Below are 15171 nucleotides of genomic sequence, written 5' to 3'. Positions count from 1 at the left end.
TGATTCGAGGAGCTTGAATCGGGATGATGTGAAAAATGGATTGGCAGCAGTTCAACAACCCGGGACGGATGTACCAACCCTTCCGGACAAGGGGCAAAGCGAGCCTATCCCGGCTCCGCCAGTAGTGATCGTTCCCCCATCTCCGGCTCCTCCTTCTGTTCCGGATATGGTTTATGCGAATGGGCTGCGGGGTGAATATTTTAACAACATGAATCTGGAGGGTAGTGCTGCTTTGACCCGTACAGATAGCAAGCTGGACTATAACTGGCGTGCTGTCGCAGCTGACGTAAAGGTGAACGCTGATCGGTTCTCGGTTCGCTGGACAGGTAAAATAAAGCCACAATATAGTGAGACCTATACATTTACAACGATATCCGATGATGGAATCCGTGTATGGGTAGACGGCAAGCTGATTATTGATAGCTGGTTTAAGCAAAGCTGGACAGAGCGCAAGGGCAGTATCACCTTGCAAGCAGGTAAAATGGTGGATTTAAAAGTTGAATACTATGATGAATATGGCGACGCGATGGCACGTCTGATGTGGGAAAGTCAGCATGAAGCGAAAGCGGTGGTTCCCGGTAACGCTTTGTTTCTTCCTTAATAGATTCTCTTTCCCGGTCAAAAATTTTGAGGAGAGAGGGTGGATCATATGATGAAAAAATGGTTGACCCACCGGTATACGCCAGTATTATCCGGGCTGCTGGGGGTCGTAGCTATAGCGCTGATCGCTTGGCTGATTTACACGCCTTCAAGGATCACAGAACAGCCGACAGATAAAGTAGCGGCATCCAGTCCAGTATGGAAGCTGGGTCAGAGGGATGATTCTTCAGCGGAATTTAAAGGAGTGGTTGGTAGAGACAATATCAACATTCCTACAGCCTCTGCTTCTACCGAGTCGTCGGCTAAAGGAGTATCGTCTGCAACGTCCATAGCAGAGAATACAACGGCCCCGGTATTGCTCAGCAGTGGAGATATTCCTCCCGGCTTGAATGCGTCCACGAATCCTGAACTGTCGCTCCAGTATAAGCTGGATCAAGTTCCTCCCAATGGGGTAATATTCCGTGTACGGATTTTGGATGCGGGCAAAGCTGTTCCGCAAATGGCTGTATTTTCAAATCATCAGCTGTCCGGTATCATTCAAATCGCTGGGGTTTCCGGTACGGGCAGTGCATATAATTACAAAAGCAACTACGAGTTGTATATCCCTAAAGAGCAATTGCAAAGCGGTGTTAACGTACTCAAGCTAAAGACAGCGCGCTGCCTATACTGCTCCTCTGCAGAAGATAAAAATGTGTGGTGGACTTGGGATGACTTGAGCTTGGAGACGTTAGCTTCACCTGCAACCGAACCGATACACGGTAAATATATACTGACCGGAACGAATGTGAACAACAGAGAGTTCTATTATGATCAGGGTGCGGTTAAGCATTTACCATACGTTCTCAAATGGCTGGGAATTGCTTATAGCGGCAATGTCATGAGGGTCACCTGTGCCAGTAATGTGAGCAAGGCATGTACAGACGTGGATGATTACTATCACACGCTGAAGCAATATAATATGCAGTCATCCGCCTTGTACTTATATACGGGAGATATCAAGCTGCAAAAGGATGGTTCTCTGCCGGAGACAGCCAAGCAAAAATTGCGCGATTATGTAAAAAAATATGGTTCATACCTTCAATATTATGAAGTAGATAACGAACCCGGATTATTTAATCGCTCGAAGGCAGTCGATCTGGCTGTGGCTCAGTGGTTGAATACGGAAGGCAAGCAATTGGTACCGCATCTCAAAACCGTAGCGCCGGGGTGGGCCTATTGGCCTAAGTACTCCACAAAGGCGTGCAAAAATCAAGCCGGAGGTACGCTTAAATGCGGTGACCCGGATGGATGGGAACGAGATCCGGCCCAGCGCAAGCAGCTGGAGGACGTTACTGATCTGACCAACGGACATGCCTATGGCGAATCCTACAACGAAGAGGGCGGAGGCAGCTTCGTTCAAAATCTGAAAACCTTTGGCGGTTCGAGCAACGGGCTGGCCAAGAAGATGCTGAACACGGAGTTCGGTACGAACGATACGCATCGGGACAACCCGGATTACGGGGCTAGTCAGCCTCAAGCAGCCGCTTTTGACCGGATTATGCGTTCGCAAATCGGGTTTGCTGATATATTTATCCAGCATGCTGCGTTTTATGAGGATTATACGCTGTTTAAAACCGGCTTTGATCTGCAAAACCACAACCCGGCAAGCACAGAAATCTATCCGTTTGGGCAAGGACAGGACAGTCGTGTAAAGATCATGAGACGCTTGAGTCTGGCTTATGCCACCCACGGTAAGCCGTTGACTTATACGGTGCTGAATCCAGAGGATACCAAGGACAAGCTGGTCTATGTTCGTGCAGTGGACACATCCAAGCTTAAACCGCTGGCAGGCAGCGGTGCCACCTCGAACAAATTGCTGGTGAATCTGGTGAATTTCGAGGATTCAGCACAGACCATTCGTGTACGAGTAACGATGCCGAAAGCTGGTGTGTACACCGGTGAGCGTTTTGGGGCCGGGGCTACCTACAGTCAGGCCCGGCGTTCCATATCAGGACTCAAGGCTTCACCTGCTCTTGATTTTGAAGAAAAGCTGGGTCCTGGGGAATCGGTACAATATATTTTGGAATTAAAGAGTACAGACCAGTCTACAGCTTCAGCCCCGACAGGGGTAGAAGCCTTCCCTGTTCAGGATGGGGCGGTAAAGATTGACTGGCTTCAGGCAGAAGGCGTATCCTCCTATGATATATTGCGTGCGGACGGGACAGACGGGGCATATCAGGTGATTGCCTCGCAAGTAGCGGGAAGCACCTATACGGATCGTACGGTGAAAGCCGGTAGCCATTATGCATACAAAGTCCGAGCGACCGGAGGCACGGAGGTTTCCAGGGCGGCCGAGGTCGCTTAATCACACCCCCAGGCAGGATAGGACCTTGACTGAGGAATATCTGTTTTGACGTCGCAAAAAAACAAAAGAGAACCTATCAGGAAAAATAGGACCTGACAGGTTCTTTTTTTATTCGTAAATCGTACTGAATTGGCAATACATTACGTATAATGGAGAAAAAAACACGAAAATCCTTTAATATTCTCGCCATAAGACGACAACATTACAGGTACGTATTCATATATAATAGATTTGTTCATGACTATACATACATGGTTTGTAGGGAATCTCTTTCCAGTGACCAAGAATAATAAAGTGAGGTTAGTGCTGAATGAACAAGGAGACAGAATCAAGGGGAAACAGCCCTCTTCTTCGAAACAACGCACGGAGAGCAGACAAACCTGTCATCCACCTGGACATCCGTGACATCTTGCTCCAATGCGGCATCACGATGCCAGAATGTCTAGAGAGCGACCCAGCTAAAACCAAGTACCGGAAGGACAAGCGCGTGTAAATTCCTTCCGGCTGCAAGCACTATTGAAAAGACATGAAGTGGCTGGCAGCCATTCTTATTCCATCATTCGTTCCATACGGACAAACGCAATAAAGCGCTTAGCTTCTTCCTTAGACAAGGTCCGTCCGTCAATCGTCAGGTTGAAACGTTGCAGAATATCCTCATCGGACAGTTCCAGCTGATCCACAAACTCTCTCACATCTGAATCCAATATCGCTGTAGGCTGGCTTGTGCGTCCTACCAAGTAATCAATCGTAACCCCGAAAATATCGGCAAGCTTGTTCAGGATCTCAAAGTCTGGTTTGCGTCTATTTTTTTCATAGTGAGAAAGAGCCGCCCGCGTAATTCCGAGGGATTGCGCTAGTTCCTCTTGTTTTAATCCCTTATGTTCTCGTAATTCAGCGATGCGGGTTCCATAATTCATCTGTTTTTCCTCCTGAATCCAAGGTTAAGAAAGTTGCAATTTTACGCTTGACAGGATACGATTTGTATCATAAATTAGGTTATATAAGTTACAAAAGTTACATAACGTATCTATATTTCGTATTTTTTCCGTAAATCATGGTTTATATACCTTAACAGGCCACCGACAATTAAGCAGTTGTGCTTATTCGCTGGCTGGACCTTCTATGCGCTATTATACAACATTTTACTATAGATTAGAGGCTCATGCACCGTTCTTTTCCCCGGTATGCAGAGGATCAGTACAAGCGTTATCACATCGAAAACAAGTCAATCAGGGGAGGTATGATCTTGTGCAGTTGAAAGAGTATATCCGTGTGATCCGAAAAAGAATGTGGTTAATTGGTAGTATCGTGCTGCTGGTGTGTGCTGTAATGGGCATAAAAAATGTATATTTTACCCCTCAGGTTTATGAAGCGACCGCAGAGCTCATTATCAACCAGACGCCGCGACCAGATCGTGCAGGTGTCGTCGATTACAGTGTCGTGCAAACGAATATAGCCTTAACGAACTCCTATAAGCAAATTATGATCTCCTCGGCGATTATGGATCAGGTGGTCGCCAGCTTCCCCGATCTTAAGGTTACTCCGTCAGTTCTGGCACAAAAATTAAGAGTGAACACCGCCAGTGATTCACAGGTCATGGATGTGACAGTCCGCGACTTATCGTATACGAAGGCTGTGAAAACCGTCAATGCGGTAGCCAAAGTATTCAAACGACAAATTCCCTCTATCATGAAAATGGACAATGTCACTATTCTGAGCGAAGCCAGCTTGACTGACCCGGCAATTCCTGTGAACAGTAATCCTGCTGTACAGATGTTTATTGCCTTTGCTACCTCCTTGTTGCTGGGTATAGGCTTGTCGTTTTTGCTGGAGGTACTGGATGACACCTTTAAGAATGAAGAGGATATTGAAAAAGAACTCGGTCTGCCTACTCTGTCCCTGATTACGAAAATGAAAAAAGAAGATAAACGCTCTGACAGCTCCACAACAACTCCTAAACAGGTAGGTGAAGGACAATATGCCGCGATTAATCAATAATCAGCTGGTCACATCCCTGCATGCCCAGTCTTCCGTTTCGGAGGAGTACCGTATGCTTCGCACAAACATCCAGTTTTCCTCTATAGACGAGCCGATTGAGGTTATGATGGTGGCGTCTGCCCAGGCAGGTGAAGGGAGGACGGTCACGATTAGCAATTTGGCTGTAACCTATGCGCAAGAGGGGAAAAAGGTACTGGTAATGGATATGGATTTGCGTCGCTCCTCCTTGCATCATATGTTTGGCTTGCGCAATCATACAGGGCTGACACGGGTGCTTGCCAATCAACAGGCGTGGCAGGATGTGGTTCAGGAAACCGGGATTGACCAACTGCATGCGATTACAGCCGGACCGAACCCGCCTAATCCTTCCGAGATGCTCAGTTCCCGTAGAATGAAGGCTCTACTGGTTGAGTTAAAAGAACATTATGATGTGATCCTGATGGATACGCCACCCTTGCTGTCTTTTCCTGATGGTCTCATTGTTAGCGCTATGTGTGATGGTGTCATTTTGGTAGTGCAGGCAGGGAAAGTCAAAAAGGATATCGTTAAGAAGGCGAAGGCAAATTTGGAAAGAGTCAAGGCGCGTATTTTGGGCGTAGTGCTCAACAATGTAAAACGATCGAATACCCGCATGCAGCGTGGTATGGAGGAACGAAGCTTGACATAACTAAAAAGATGGAGAATGAAAATATATAAAATTTCTCTTAACAATGTATAAACAAAATTTATAAATTAAGAGAGCGAGGTGATGAGACGTGTCTTCTTCCCGCTCAAACGAGGCCGAAGCTTTGGGCGCGTCAGTGGATGTATATCCAGTCGCTCATGGGCTTGAACGGCGACAGGGATTGGGCCTATATCCGTTTGTGAAGCGAAGCATGGACATTATATTGTCTTTCATCGGCATCATCGTGTTATGCCCGGTATTTCTGCTTGTCATTTTGCTGATTAAGCTGGAGGACCCGAAAGGGGGCGCGTTATTTTATCAAATTCGTATTGGTAAAAATGAGCGTCCGTTTCGCATGATCAAATTTCGTTCCATGGTATCGGATGCTGAGGAAAAATTGTCTGCATTGCTGCTGGAAAAAAATGAAATCGAGGGTGCAATGTTCAAAATGCGGAACGATCCCCGAATTACCCGTGTGGGCCGATTCCTCCGCAGAACGAGCATTGACGAGCTGCCGCAGCTGTTCAATGTGCTGCGTGGGCAGATGAGTCTGGTAGGCCCCAGACCACCGCTGCCAAGAGAAGTCCATGATTATACAGTGAGGGATAAGCTGCGTCTGACGGTTACACCGGGCTGTACCGGGCTATGGCAGGTCAGTGGTCGCAATCATCTGAGCTTTAACGAGATGGTAGAACTGGATTTGGAATACATATCCAGACGCAGCTTACGCACGGATATGATCATCATGCTAAAAACATTTCGTGTACTGCTGGGCTCCAAGGATGCGTTTTAAAGTTCTTAATGAAGAAGGGTTGGGGATAAGGATGGATTTTTATTCCAATATATATGTAGCAGGGCACAACGGACTGGTGGGTTCCGCTATTGTCCGAGCGCTTCAGGGAGCAGGTTATCAACACATTATTACTCGGACCAGTCGTGAGCTGGATTTACGCAACAAGGAGGCCGTAGACCACTTTTTTGCAACAGAGCCTGTGGACTATGTATTCCTGGCAGCGGCCAAGGTTGGGGGGATTTTGGCGAACAACGAATATCCGGCCGATTTTATCCGTGACAATCTACTTATACAAACGAATGTGATTGATGCGGCATACCGGGCCAATGTAAGCAAGCTGTTGTTCCTCGGCTCCACGTGCATTTATCCCAAATTTGCTCCGCAGCCCTTGCGGGAGGAGTATCTGCTTACCGGTGAGCTTGAGCCTACCAACGAGGCTTATGCTATTGCCAAAATTGCCGGAATTAAAATGTGTCAATCCTACAATCGTCAGTATGGAACCCGTTATATTTCAGTGATGCCGACGAATTTATACGGTCCGGGCGACAATTTTGACCTCCAGACCTCTCATGTGCTGCCCGCGCTTATCCGCAAATTTCATGAAGCCAAGCTGAATCAATCTCCAACTGTAGAAGTATGGGGCTCCGGCACGCCGCGTCGGGAATTCCTTCACTCTGATGATTTGGCGGATGCCTGCCTGTTCCTGATGAACAACTATGAAGGAAATGAAATTGTAAACATCGGCGTGGGAGAGGATATTTCCATCCGTGAGCTGGCTGAACGGGTGAAGGATGTGGTCGGTTATGAGGGTGAAATTACCTTTAATACCTCCGCTCCCGATGGAACGCCACGCAAGTTGGTAGATGTGTCCCGAATTTCCGGTCTGGGCTGGTCGGCGCGGATTTCGCTGGAAGAGGGATTAAGGTCTGTGTACGAGACATTTCAAGGTCTGGATCTGGTTGAACAATAAAAAAACGGTGGAGGAATTGGAATGAAAAAAGCGCTGATCACAGGGATTACCGGACAAGATGGATCATATCTGGCTGAGTTGCTGCTGTCCAAGGATTATGAGGTGTACGGAGTACGCAGACGCACCAGCACGCCGAATTTTGAAAATGTAGCCCATATCCAAAATGATATCCACTGGATTTCCGGTGATATGACCGATCTGGCCTCCCTGATTGAAGCTGTCCGTCAATCCGACCCGGATGAGGTCTACAACCTGGCTGCTCAATCCTTCGTAGCGGCTTCATGGCCGCAGCCTCTGGCTACAGGACAGATCACAGCGCTATCCGTCACCAATATGCTGGAGGCGGTTCGGATTGCCAAGCCGGAAGCGCGGTTTTATCAGGCGTCGAGCAGTGAGATGTTCGGCAAGGTCGTGGAGACACCACAGACGGAAACAACACCGTTTTATCCGCGCAGTCCATATGGTGTCGCCAAAGTGTATGGTCATTGGATTACGGTGAACTACCGCGAAAGCTTTGATATGTTTGCTTGCTCCGGTATTTTGTTCAATCATGAATCGCCCCGTCGGGGACTGGAATTTGTAACACGCAAGGTATCGGATGCTGTAGCCCGTATCAAGCTGGGATTGCAGCAGGAGCTGCGTATGGGGAATTTGGATTCACTGCGGGACTGGGGGTTTGCAGGGGATTATGTAAAGGCCATGTGGCTGATGCTTCAGCAGGATCAACCGGATGACTACGTCATTTCCACAGGAGAGATGCATTCGGTACGCGAGTTGCTGCAAATTGCCTTTTCTCATGTAGGTTTAAATTATGAGGACTACGTCATTATTGATCCGCAATTTGTCCGGCCGGCGGAGATAGACTTGCTGCTCGGCGATTGTGCCAAGGCAAAGGAGAAGCTGGACTGGCGAATGGAAGTAGGCTTCGAGCAGCTCATTCATATGATGGTGGATACAGACCTGGAGCGGGTAAAAAGGCAGGCTGCAGTCGAAGCTTCCGTCGTCGTGTAAGACATGGAGGGGCCACCCGTGTAGCCGGGGAGGTCTCTTCGTTGTACATGATTGCAGTTCATCGACAAGTAGGCATGCTGTAAAACCGTACGCATAGTTATTTTTCAAGAGTTAATTTTTCAAGAGTTAATTTTCAAGATGGAGTAAAACTTATGACATTAGTCAAAAACCGCGCCAAACCGCGCAGAAGTTTGCTGGTGAATACATCCTGGCTGTTCGGTGACAAAATGATTCGCATGGTGTTCGGGCTGGCGGTCAGCATCATCATGGCGAGAGTGCTGGGACCGGAGGAGCTTGGGAAGTGGAATTATGCGGAATCCTTTTTTGGGATGTTCCTGATTTTCACGACACTTGGTTTTGATTCCATATTGGTACGTGATCTCGTTAAAGATCCCAAGGATGAGCACGAGCTGCTGGGTACGGCGGTTCTGCTGAAGCTATTGGGCACTCTGGTAGCCATCGTACTTTCCTATTCCTTCATTTCACTACTCAGACCAGAAGACAGCTCGGTGCGGTTGATCAATCTGATCCTGGCCACGGCCTCGGTGTTTCAGCTGTTTGATATCATCGACTACTGGTTCCGGGCGCAGATGTTGTCCAAATATACGGTCATTGCCAAAAATACAGCCTTTGTCCTCAGCTCGACCGCCAAAATCATTTTGTTGTTAACCGGTGTTCCGATTTGGGTGGTGGCGCTGTGCGCTCACGGCGAGTTCCTGCTGGGGAGCCTGCTGCTGCTGTATTTCTTCCGAAAGGAAGGACAGCGTATGAACATGTGGACGTTCCGCCTGACCATAGCCCGGCGGATCATGAGTCATAGCTGGCCGCTTATTTTGTCATCTTCAGCTGTATATGTACAGGCACGGATTGATCAGGTCATTATCGGTGAACTGTTGGGAAATGCGGCAGTCGGACAATACTCTGTTGCGCTCCGACTTATCGAAGTGCTGGGCTTTATTCCGGTCGTTCTTACGACGGCCTATGCACCGGTGGTGACCCGTTCCAAGCTGAAAGGAAACGACGAATACAGACAGACATTGTCTAATGTATATCGGCTGATGTTTATCTGTTTTCTCGTGACCTCGGTCCCGCTATTTTTTTTATCCCAATGGGTAGTAATTGTGCTCTACGGGAGGGAATTCACCGAAGCAGGCTCACTGCTGTCCCTGTTTGCGATTCGTCTGTTTTTTACCAATTTCAGTGTTGCCAAAAGCTTGTATATTACCAATGAAAATTTGTTCAAATACACGCTGCTGACCTCGCTGGTGGGCGCGGTCACGAATATAGCTTTCAATTATGCGCTGATCCCGTTGCTTGGTGTGCGAGGGTCGCTCGTGGCGACGATTTTGTCTTTTACATTATCTGTATTTCTATTGGATCTGTTGTTTAAAGAGGTCAAAGCCAATCTGGGTTGGATGATGAAGTCGATTCTGACCTTCTGGCGTGTTCATATTACAGTACCGAAAGTTGGAGAGAACGATCATGATACCCATTAAACCGTTTGTTCGTCATGAGGGCCAGTGCCCGCATTGTGGAGGTCAGGTACGCGGTGGAGAGGTACTGTGGCAGGGAATCCACGTATGTGTCAGCACTTGCTGTGAGGGCTGTGGACGTGAGTATATCGAGGATATGCGAGTCGGTCATGCTACATATTCACCTTATCGAGTGGAAATGCCGGATTATATCCTGACCGGTGAGGCGAAGTCGAGAAAATGGCTCGGAGAGCCTTTGCGGCAATCGTTGATGAATCCTTCCTATGATTTAATGGTCGGCATGACCGTCTATAAAATGAAGGCTTTCGAGCGCGTAATTATCGTCAACACGGTGGATTATTTGTATGGTCATGCTTTGCTCAAGCTGCTCAATGTGCAGCGAGAATACGAACAATCGCCGGAACTGGGGATCATCGTCATTGTGCAAAAGCCGCTGGAGTGGATGGTGCCTGCTTATGTGGCGGAAATCTGGACGGTCGATGTGCCGTTCAGCAAGGCACGAAATTTTCATCCTGTGCTGCATCATCGAATGATTGAGGAACTGATGCGATTTGAAGAGGTATATGTCAGCCCGGCGTATTCACATCCCAATCAGTTTGATATTGAGCAGTTTACGGGGATTCCGCGCTATGACGAGGAGCGTGAGTCGGAGCCGCGCATTACCTTCGTGTGGAGGGAAGACCGCTTGTGGAGCGGCAGCCATCATATTGCAAGGGCGGTGCAGAAATTTCCGCAGCTCAAGCGTGGATTGAAGCCGCTGATTTATCATCAGCGCAGTAAAATCATCCGGTTGTTCCGCAGACTGCGGGAATCCTTTCCCGATCATCTATTTACAGTCGCCGGACTAGGGCGTACCGGACGCTTCCCGGCATGGATTGCCGACGAGCGTGTTGCACGTTTTGACCGCGAAAGCGAGCTGCGAGTATGCCAGGTATATGCAGCCAGCCGATTGGTTATTGGCATTCACGGCTCCAATATGCTGCTGCCCTCTGCACATGCCGGTATGACGATTGATCTGATGCCCAAGGATCGTTGGGGCAATTATGCGCAGGATATTTTATTTCACGAAACGGATCATCGGCTAACGGCCTACAAATATCGCTTTGTGCCGATGGAAGCGAGCGTGACTTTGGTGGCGGATATGGCAGCCGCTCAGCTAAAAGGGGCAGACCACTTCCAAATGCAGATGATGGAGGAAAAGCAGCGGCAGGGGGAACATTCGGTTTGGAGAGGGGAGGCTGCTTCGGGACGGATTTGATCTTGGATCGACTATTGTGGATGGAAGCCCGCTGCGGGACGGATTTGATCTTCCGATCACTGTTGACGAGGGATTCCCTGGATTGAATAGGCCCTGTAAGAGGGCGGAATCCCTCGTCAAAGGCGAATGCTGCCGCTTCTACAGATTCAAATCCTACCCTCCGCTACGTCCCACCGCCGCCAAAAAGAATTTCCCCCAGCCCATAGGGTGGGGGAAGGGAAGAGCCGTCCGGCGATAGCTGCGCCCTATCGCCGCGAATTTCTCGCCGGGCATGCAATGCCGGCGTAGTGAACACTCAGCACAGTTCTCTGTCAAGGGGACAGAGCTTGATGAATAGCACTCCCGGTAGGCAACAATCCAGCATAGTTAAGATCTCGTGGTTAGCCCGGCGATAGTATGCCATGCTGGCTTGTGAGCTTGGTAAGGGTTATGGCAAGCTCGCAAGCCGTTCGGCGCAGTCAATACCCGCGCACATCTGCCCGCCACCCGCGCAGCGGGGCACTTCATGCCCAGCGTTCCCTTTTTAAAAATAGGGTGACTTTATGGATACGGCGGTCAGCAGCGGAGTGAATGGAATCGTTCTGAAGAAGCGATAGCGTTCCCCTTTATCCCCGGATTTTACCCTTTAAAGGGTCTATATAATCAGATGAAATCCGGGGGTAACAGCGATCGGAAGAATGATCCCTCCACGTAGCTCCCTCACCCCGCACACCATAACTCACCCAATATGTAATGGCAGGAGCCTGATCATGATTCAAAAAATATTATATCTTCGCAACTTTGCCAGCAAGGTGAACGGAGCCTCATACAATCTGCAGGAAGTCGGCTTGGGTAAAGCGCTCGTTCGTAAAGGCTACGATTGCGATATTGTCTACTACAACGATCACAAGGAAACCCGTCTGGAACAGGTCTACCGTCATGGAGACTGCACCTTGCGCATCATCTGGCTTCACGGACTTAAGTTCCTGAGCAACAGCATCTATCGGGATGTCCTCAAGGATTCGTTTTTGGCTGCTTATGATTTGGTTATCACCACAGAATACAACCAGATGATGACCTATCTGCTTTCCCGCAAATGTCCCGAGAAGCTGGTGCTGTATCACGGCCCATATCGGGATCATACACATGCACTGATCCGCAAGCTGTACGATGCATTAATGCTGCCGAAGGTAGCAAGGTCTGTTCGCCGTATCTACGCCAAATCCGATCTCGCCAAGCATTATCTGGAGAATAAAGGCTTTGACAACGTGGTTGCGATTGGGGTCGGACTGGATCGCAGCAAACTGGATCGCAGCCAAGTAGAGAGAGCGTTCAATAGTGCCAACCATGAGAATAGTGACCACGACGGAAGCGTCGAACATGATGAAAACCGCGAGGTCGCGGATGAGCTGAGACGAATCGGGAATCGCCCTGTGCTGCTGTACGTCGGTGTACTGGAGGAACGAAGAAATATACGTTTTATGCTGAGCATGTTCAAACAGGTACTCCAAAAGCATCCCGATTGCCTTTTGTTAATCGTCGGGGATGGACGGAAGGCGGATACAAATCGCTACTGGACCTATGCACATGAGCTGGGGCTGACGGACAGCATTTTGCATTTTTCAAGAGTCGAGCAGCGTCATCTGTGGCAGATTTACGGTGCGGCTGACCTCATGCTATTTCCGACCCACTACGACATTTTTGGGATGGTACTGCTGGAAAGCATGCTGTTTCGCGTCCCGATTATTTCTTCCGTGAACGGTGGTTCGGTTACCTTGATTGAGGACGGAGTGAGCGGTGTGATGCTGAGGAGCTTTTCTGAAGAGGAATGGGCTGGCCGAATATCTGCTTTGCTGGACAACACTGAGCTGAGACGAAGCATGGCTGAGCAGGCGTTTCTTACCGTTGAGCGTATGTCGTGGGACCGGATTGCGGATGAAATATTAAGCCATCAGCCGGTGAAGCCGATGGATTCTGGACGTCCCCTGAATCAACGCAGGAAAGAGGGGCAACTACGTGAGTGAACAGGTCAGCAGACGAATGAATCCTCCTGTGAGCAAGGTGCTAATCATACACAACTTTTATCAGCAAAGCGGGGGAGAAGACAAGGTTGTTGAGCAAGAGTCGGCCATGCTGCGCTCCAGAGGCATAGAGACAGAGCATTATTATGTGCATAACGACAACATTCAGAGCAAAGGGCTGGCGAATATGGCAAAGCTGGCAGTGGAGGCGGCATGGTCCCTGCCGGAGTTCAAAAAAATCAAAAAGCTGCTGTTGCAGGTAAAGCCGGATGTAGTGCATGTGCACAATTTTTTTCCGGTCATTTCTCCTTCGGTCTATCATGCCTGTGAACGACTGGGGATACCGGTTGTTCAGACGCTGCATAATTACAGGCTGATTTGTCCGGCGGCAACCTTTATGCGTGGGAATGAGGTTTGTGAAAAATGCCTGCATGGCACCCTGCTGCACTCTATCCGTCATGGATGCTACCGGGGCTCGCAGCTTCAGACGATTCCGGTGGCGGCGATGATTAAGTTCAACGAGTTGATCGGTACATGGCAGCACAAGGTAAGTCGCTACATTGCGCTGACGGAGTTTGCACGGGACAAATTTGCAGAAAGCGGCATTCCGCTGGACCGCATCGCAGTCAAGCCGAATTTTATCCACCCTAAAACAGTGGAAGCCAAGTATGACCCTAATGATCGTTATCTGTTGTTTGTAGGGCGGATCTCACGGGAAAAAGGGGTGCGCAATCTGCTGCAAGCCTGGTCAGAGCTGGGAGATCGGGGTGGATTGAGACTGGTCATCATTGGGGACGGCCCGGAAAAGGCTGAACTGGCCGCCGCTTACCCGCAGGAGGATATTCGGTTTCTCGGCAAGCAGGACGGAGACACGGTGCTGGATTGCATGAGTCGGGCCATGTATGTCATGGTGCCATCCATTTGGTATGAAGGCTTTCCCATGACGATTGTAGAGTCCTATTCGGTCGGAACTCCGGTGCTGTGCAGCCGGATCGGCGCACTGGAGGAAGTGGTGGAGGATGGCGTGACGGGTTTCCATTTTCAACATGATGATCTGGAAAATATAAAAACCGTGATTCGCCGTGCAGTAGCCTATGAAAACTATGCAGCGATGAGACAGAAGGTGTCGGGCATATATACTGCACGCTATACGGAGGAAGTGAATGTTAAGCAGTTGATGGCAATATATAGCGAAGCTATGGAGGAGCGTAATGATGAAGCAGCTGCCTCAGTATAGAGTTGGAAGGATCGCGGACGCAGAAATCGCGGCGCTTACGTTTCAGGAGACGGTGCACACGCTGGAGCAATGGGCAGTCGGACGAAAGAATAGCTATGTCTGTATTTGCAACACGCATTCGATTGTCACGGCGGGGAATCAGTCTGAGTTCTACGAAGCGCTCACTCATGCAGATTTATGTACCCCGGATGGTATGCCGCTGGTATGGGCGCTAAAGCTGTACGGATTTGAGCGTCAGGATCGGGTGGATGGTCCCAGTCTGATGCTCAAGCTGTGCGAGCGTGCGCCACAGATGGAGGTGAGCGTATATTTTTACGGCAGTACGCCGGATACGCTGGATAGCTTAAAGGAAAGGATGAAGCAGGATTACCCTGGAATCCGTATCGCAGGCAGCTTTTCACCGCCATTTCGGGAGCTTCAGCCGGATGAGGAGGAACGGGTCATTCATGAAATCAATGCGTCAGGCGCGCATATCATATTCGTCAGCTTGGGCTGTCCAAAGCAGGAAATATGGATGTATCGCAACAAGGATCGCGTTCGTGGTGTGATGATCGGGGTAGGAGCAGCCTTTGACTATATTACTGGAAAGGTTCGCAGACCGCCGCTAATGATACAAAGGCTGGGATTGGAATGGCTATACCGTCTGATCTGTGAGCCAAAGCGTTTATGGAAGAGATACGCCTATAACAATCCGGTGTATATCTATCGTTTTCTCAAATCCTATCGGCAAAATAAACAGCTCACGCTCTATCATAATCAGCATTCAGGGAGAGGCATAGAGAAGTGAAGCCGGACAAAGCAGG

General features: G+C 49.1%; 13 protein-coding genes and 1 pseudogene. 12 read left to right on the top strand and 2 right to left on the bottom strand.

Features of this window, described 5'->3' with window-relative positions; genetic code table 11:
- A partial coding sequence (locus L693_RS0102280; RefSeq protein WP_025715880.1) for a PA14 domain-containing protein occupies positions 1-601 on the top strand: 601 nt, incomplete at its 5' end.
- A gap of 48 nt (positions 602-649) precedes the next feature.
- On the top strand, positions 650-2944 hold the full coding sequence (locus L693_RS0102275) for a hypothetical protein (RefSeq protein ID WP_025715879.1): 2295 nt from the start codon (positions 650-652) through the stop codon (positions 2942-2944).
- 548 nt (positions 2945-3492) lie between these two features.
- Here the strand turns inward: L693_RS0102275 and L693_RS0102265 are convergent.
- On the bottom strand, positions 3493-3861 hold the full coding sequence (locus tag L693_RS0102265) for a helix-turn-helix domain-containing protein (RefSeq protein ID WP_025715877.1): 369 nt from the start codon (positions 3859-3861) through the stop codon (positions 3493-3495).
- A gap of 331 nt (positions 3862-4192) precedes the next feature.
- On the opposite strand from L693_RS0102265, the gene L693_RS0102260 reads away from it, so the two are divergent.
- The 7 genes from L693_RS0102260 (at position 4193) to L693_RS0102230 (ending at position 11131) form a co-directional block, all read left to right on the top strand.
- Positions 4193-4942: a YveK family protein gene (locus tag L693_RS0102260; protein ID WP_025715876.1), complete on the top strand. Its 750-nt coding sequence runs from the start codon at positions 4193-4195 to the stop codon at positions 4940-4942.
- Positions 4923-5609 carry a CpsD/CapB family tyrosine-protein kinase gene (locus L693_RS0102255; RefSeq protein WP_025715875.1) on the top strand — a complete coding sequence of 229 codons (687 nt, stop codon included), beginning with the start codon at positions 4923-4925 and terminating at the stop codon, positions 5607-5609. Before L693_RS0102260 ends, L693_RS0102255 begins: the two co-directional genes overlap by 20 nt.
- Before the next feature lie 88 nt (positions 5610-5697).
- Positions 5698-6399 (top strand): sugar transferase, encoded by a 702-nt coding sequence (locus L693_RS0102250; protein WP_025715874.1) that lies wholly within the window; start codon positions 5698-5700, stop codon positions 6397-6399.
- A gap of 31 nt (positions 6400-6430) precedes the next feature.
- Positions 6431-7369: a GDP-L-fucose synthase gene (fcl, locus tag L693_RS0102245; RefSeq protein WP_025715873.1), complete on the top strand. Its 939-nt coding sequence runs from the start codon at positions 6431-6433 to the stop codon at positions 7367-7369.
- A 21-nt stretch (positions 7370-7390) separates the two neighbouring features.
- A complete protein-coding gene (gene gmd, locus L693_RS0102240; RefSeq protein WP_025715872.1) occupies positions 7391-8380 on the top strand; it encodes a GDP-mannose 4,6-dehydratase in 990 nt (329 codons plus the stop codon).
- A gap of 152 nt (positions 8381-8532) precedes the next feature.
- The gene (locus L693_RS0102235; protein WP_025715871.1) at positions 8533-9876 is read left to right on the top strand and encodes a flippase; all 1344 of its coding nucleotides are present in this window, start codon (positions 8533-8535) and stop codon (positions 9874-9876) included.
- Complete coding sequence (locus tag L693_RS0102230) at positions 9863-11131, top strand: hypothetical protein (RefSeq protein WP_025715870.1); 1269 nt, start codon at positions 9863-9865, stop codon at positions 11129-11131. The genes L693_RS0102235 and L693_RS0102230 overlap by 14 nt, the downstream gene beginning before the upstream one ends.
- A 163-nt stretch (positions 11132-11294) precedes the next feature.
- Here L693_RS0102230 and L693_RS31865 read toward each other — a convergent pair whose 3' ends face one another.
- On the bottom strand, positions 11295-11426 hold the full coding sequence (locus tag L693_RS31865; RefSeq protein ID WP_269320815.1) for a hypothetical protein: 132 nt from the start codon (positions 11424-11426) through the stop codon (positions 11295-11297).
- A gap of 454 nt (positions 11427-11880) precedes the next feature.
- Between L693_RS31865 and L693_RS0102225 the strand changes: the two are divergent.
- From L693_RS0102225 to L693_RS0102215, 3 genes and pseudogenes are all read left to right on the top strand, one after another.
- Positions 11881-13130: pseudogene (locus L693_RS0102225) on the top strand (glycosyltransferase family 4 protein).
- Positions 13127-14368 carry a glycosyltransferase family 4 protein gene (locus L693_RS0102220; protein ID WP_025715869.1) on the top strand — a complete coding sequence of 414 codons (1242 nt, stop codon included), beginning with the start codon at positions 13127-13129 and terminating at the stop codon, positions 14366-14368. The pseudogene L693_RS0102225 and the gene L693_RS0102220 overlap by 4 nt, the downstream one beginning before the upstream one ends.
- On the top strand, positions 14343-15155 hold the full coding sequence (locus tag L693_RS0102215) for a WecB/TagA/CpsF family glycosyltransferase (protein WP_049825029.1): 813 nt from the start codon (positions 14343-14345) through the stop codon (positions 15153-15155). The genes L693_RS0102220 and L693_RS0102215 overlap by 26 nt, the downstream gene beginning before the upstream one ends.
- Positions 15156-15171: the final 16 nt, after the last annotated feature.

The sequence above is a fragment of the Paenibacillus sp. 1-18 genome (assembly GCF_000520755.1).
GTDB classification, from domain to species: domain Bacteria; phylum Bacillota; class Bacilli; order Paenibacillales; family Paenibacillaceae; genus Paenibacillus; species Paenibacillus brasilensis.
Note: the sequence above shows the minus strand (reverse complement) of the source record. Positions and strands in the feature narration are given on the sequence as shown.

Bases quoted from the DNA above. Each gene is read 5' to 3' on its own strand.
- gmd (WP_025715872.1), top strand. From the start codon at position 7,391: ATGAAAAAAGCGCTGATCACAGGGATTACCGGACAAGATGGATCATAT.
- L693_RS0102235 (WP_025715871.1), top strand. From the start codon at position 8,533: ATGACATTAGTCAAAAACCGCGCCAAACCGCGCAGAAGTTTGCTGGTG.
- fcl (WP_025715873.1), top strand. From the start codon at position 6,431: ATGGATTTTTATTCCAATATATATGTAGCAGGGCACAACGGACTGGTG.
- L693_RS0102230 (WP_025715870.1), top strand. From the start codon at position 9,863: ATGATACCCATTAAACCGTTTGTTCGTCATGAGGGCCAGTGCCCGCAT.
- L693_RS0102265 (WP_025715877.1), bottom strand. From the start codon at position 3,861: ATGAATTATGGAACCCGCATCGCTGAATTACGAGAACATAAGGGATTA.
- L693_RS0102215 (WP_049825029.1), top strand. From the start codon at position 14,343: ATGATGAAGCAGCTGCCTCAGTATAGAGTTGGAAGGATCGCGGACGCA.
- L693_RS0102275 (WP_025715879.1), top strand. From the start codon at position 650: ATGATGAAAAAATGGTTGACCCACCGGTATACGCCAGTATTATCCGGG.
- L693_RS0102255 (WP_025715875.1), top strand. From the start codon at position 4,923: ATGCCGCGATTAATCAATAATCAGCTGGTCACATCCCTGCATGCCCAG.